The organism is Saccharopolyspora halophila, assembly GCF_039531955.1.
GTDB classification, from domain to species: domain Bacteria; phylum Actinomycetota; class Actinomycetes; order Mycobacteriales; family Pseudonocardiaceae; genus Saccharopolyspora; species Saccharopolyspora halophila.
The window spans coordinates 1-3,304 of record NZ_BAAARA010000016.1 but is presented as its reverse complement, the minus strand read 5'-3'; the positions used below and the strand labels follow the sequence as shown (position 1 = coordinate 3,304).

General features: G+C 70.5%; 1 protein-coding gene. It reads right to left on the bottom strand.

Annotated elements, in window-relative coordinates; genetic code table 11:
* A partial coding sequence (locus tag ABD289_RS20085) for a type I polyketide synthase (RefSeq protein ID WP_344135091.1) occupies positions 1-3,304 on the bottom strand: 3,304 nt, incomplete at both ends.

Here is a 3,304-nt window from a genome sequence, read left to right as displayed (position 1 = left end):
CGCAGCTCACCATCGCGGACCACCAGCTGCGGCTCATCGCAGGACAGCGCGCGCTCAAGCAGTGATGCGTCCACCTCGCCGGTGTCCACGTCCAACAGCACGAACCGGCCCGGATGCTCCGACTGCGCCGACCGCACCAGACCCCACACCGCCGAAGCCGCCACATCACCGCCGGACAGCGCACCCCGCGTCACGAACACCAGACGCGACCCCGCGAACCGCTCCTCGACCAACCACTCCTGCACCAGACCCAACGCGCGCGAAGTCGCTCGGTGCGCCGCACCCGCAACGTCGTCGACGGGCTCGTGCGCGACCGGGACCAGCACGGCGTCCGTGTCGACGCCGGTCAGGTCCTCGTGCAGGGCGCCCGGCAGCCCGAGCGCGTCCGGACCGAGCACGGCCCAGTCCTGCCCCGATACCTCGGCCGGGGCCGCGGCCGGGACCCATTCCAGCGCGAACAGCGAGTCGCGACCGGCGCCGGTCTCGCCGAGCTGTTCGGCCGAGACCGGGCGGACCGCCAGCGACCGCACCGACGCCACCGGATTCCCGGTCGTATCCGTCAGGTCCAGCGTCGTCGCGCCACCGGCGTCCCGGGACAACCGCACCCGCAGGTCCGTCGCGCCCGAGGCGTGCAACGAGACTCCGCTCCAGGAGAACGGCAACCCGGCCTCGCCACCTTCCTCGGCGAGCAAGGCCGCGTGCAGGCAGGCGTCGAGCAGCGCCGGGTGCAGCCCGAAACCGCCGGTCTCCACCCCCTCGGGCAGCGCGACCTCGGCGAAGACCTCGTCTCCGCGACGCCACGCCGCGCGCAACCCCTGGAACACCGGGCCGTAGTCGAACCCGGCCTCGGCGAACCGCTCGTAGCAGCCCTCCAGCGACACCTGCTCACCGTCCGCAGGTGGCCACGCGCCCTGGTCGAGCTGCGCGTGTTCCGATCCGCTGCCGAGCACGCCGACCGCGTGCTCCGTCCACGGCGCATCCGCCGCGCTTTCGGGCCGGGAGTACATCGTGATCGAGCGACGGCCCGACTCGTCGGCGTCGCCGACCGAGACCTGCAGCTGGACCGCGTCCTGTTCCGGCAGCACCAGCGGAGCGGCCATCGTCAGTTCCTCGACCCGGTCGCAGCCGACCTCGTCGCCCGCTCGAATCGCCAGTTCGACCAGGGCAGCGCCCGGAACGAGCACCTGTCCCAGCACGACGTGGTCGGCCAGCCACGGGTGCGACCGCACCGAGATCCTGCTGGTGAACAGATACCCGTCCGAACCGGCCAGTTCCGCACCCGCGCCCAGCAACGGGTGTCCCAGGGCCGTGAGGCCCAGCCCCGAGGCGTCCTGGGAACGCGCCGTCCGGGCCGGCCAGTACCGCTTGTGCTCGAAGGCGTAGGTGGGCAGCTCGATCAGATGCGCACCGGTCCCGGTGAAGAACGGCTTCCAGTCCACGTCGACGCCCGCCACGTGCAGACGTGCGAGCGCGGTAGCAGCGGCGGCCTCTTCTCCGCCGTTCTTGCGCAGCATGGGCACCAGCACCGCGTCCTCGGTCGCGGAATCCGCTGCCATCGCGGAAAGCACGCCGTCCGGTCCGAGCTCCAGGAAGGTGCTCACGCCCGCATCGGCGAGATCAGCGACAGCATCCGCGAAGCGCACGGTCTCCCGCACGTGCTGCACCCAGAACTCCGGCGAGGACACATCACCCGAGGCCACCACCGGAAGGTGCGGCACCTCGAACGACACACCGCTGATCGCCTCGCGGAAGTCCTCCAGCATCGGATCCATCAACGGCGAGTGGAACGCGTGGGAAACCTTGAGCCGCGTCGACTTCCAGCGTTCGGCCACGGTGAGAACGGCGGTCTCGTCACCGGCCAGCACCACCGAGGCCGGCCCATTGACCGCCGCGATCGAGACACCCTCGACCAGATGCGGCAGCACCTCGTCCTCACCGGCTTGGACCGCCACCATCACGCCACCGGACGGGAGCGCCTGCATCAAACGCGCCCTGGCGCTGATCAACGCGCACGCGTCCTCCAGCGAGAACACACCCGCCACATGCGCAGCCGCGACCTCACCAATCGAATGCCCCGCCAGGTAATCCGGCCGCAGCCCGAACGACTCGGCGAGGCGGAACAGGGCGACCTCGACCGCGAACAACGCGGGCTGCGCCCAACCCGTCCGGTTCAGGGCCTCCGGATCATCGCCCCACATCACATCCCGAACACCCGGGTCGAGGTGCTCCAGGACCGCGTCCAGGGCCTCGGCGAACACCGGGAACCGGTCGTAGAGCTCACAACCCATCCCCAAGCGCTGCGAACCCTGACCGGAGAACAACACCGCCAACTCGCCCTCACGGGCCGTGCCGGCGGCGACCTCGGCCGTGCTGATGCCGTCGGCCAGCAGCACCGCGCGGTGCTCGAACACCGACCGCGAGGACACCAGCGAGAACCCGACGTCGACCGCGGACTCCTCCTCGGCGAAGGACCGGATCCGCTCCACCTGGCCGGACAGCGCGCCCTCGGACTTCGCCGACACCGGCAGCGGCACGACCGCGGGGAGCACCTGCGCATCCTCCACCGGTGCGTCCACGACCGGCGGCTGCTCCAAGATCAGATGCGCGTTCGTGCCGCTGATTCCGAACGACGACACCGCGGCTCGACGAGCACGCCCGGTCTCGGGCCACTCCGCCGGGTCGGTCAACAGCTCGACCTCACCCGCTTCCCAGTCCACGTGCGAGGAGGGCGTTTCCGCGTGCAAGGTGCGCGGCAACCGGCCCCGCTGCATGGCCGCGATCATCTTGATCACACCGGCGACACCCGCGGCAGCCTGCGCGTGCCCCAGGTTCGACTTCACCGAACCCAGCAACAACGGCCTCTCGCGATCCTGGCCGTACGTGGCCAGCAACGCCTGCGCCTCGATCGGATCACCCAGCGTCGTACCCGTGCCATGCGCCTCAACCGCATCCACATCCGACGGATCCAAGTTCGCGGAGCGCAGCGCCGACCGAATCACCCGCTGTTGCGAGGGACCGTTCGGCGCGGTGAGGCCGTTCGACGCGCCGTCCTGATTCACCGCGCTACCGCGCAACGTCGCCAACACCCGATGCCCGTTGCGCTCCGCATCCGAGAGTCGCTCCAGCACCAGGAGACCCACGCCCTCGGACCAACCAACACCATCAGCCGAATCGCCGAAGGCCTTGCAGCGACCGTCCGGGGACAAACCGCCCTGCCGGGAGAACTCGACGAACGATCCCGGAGTCGACATCACGGTCACACCACCGGCCAGGGCCAGCGAGCACTCCCCCTGCCGCAACGACT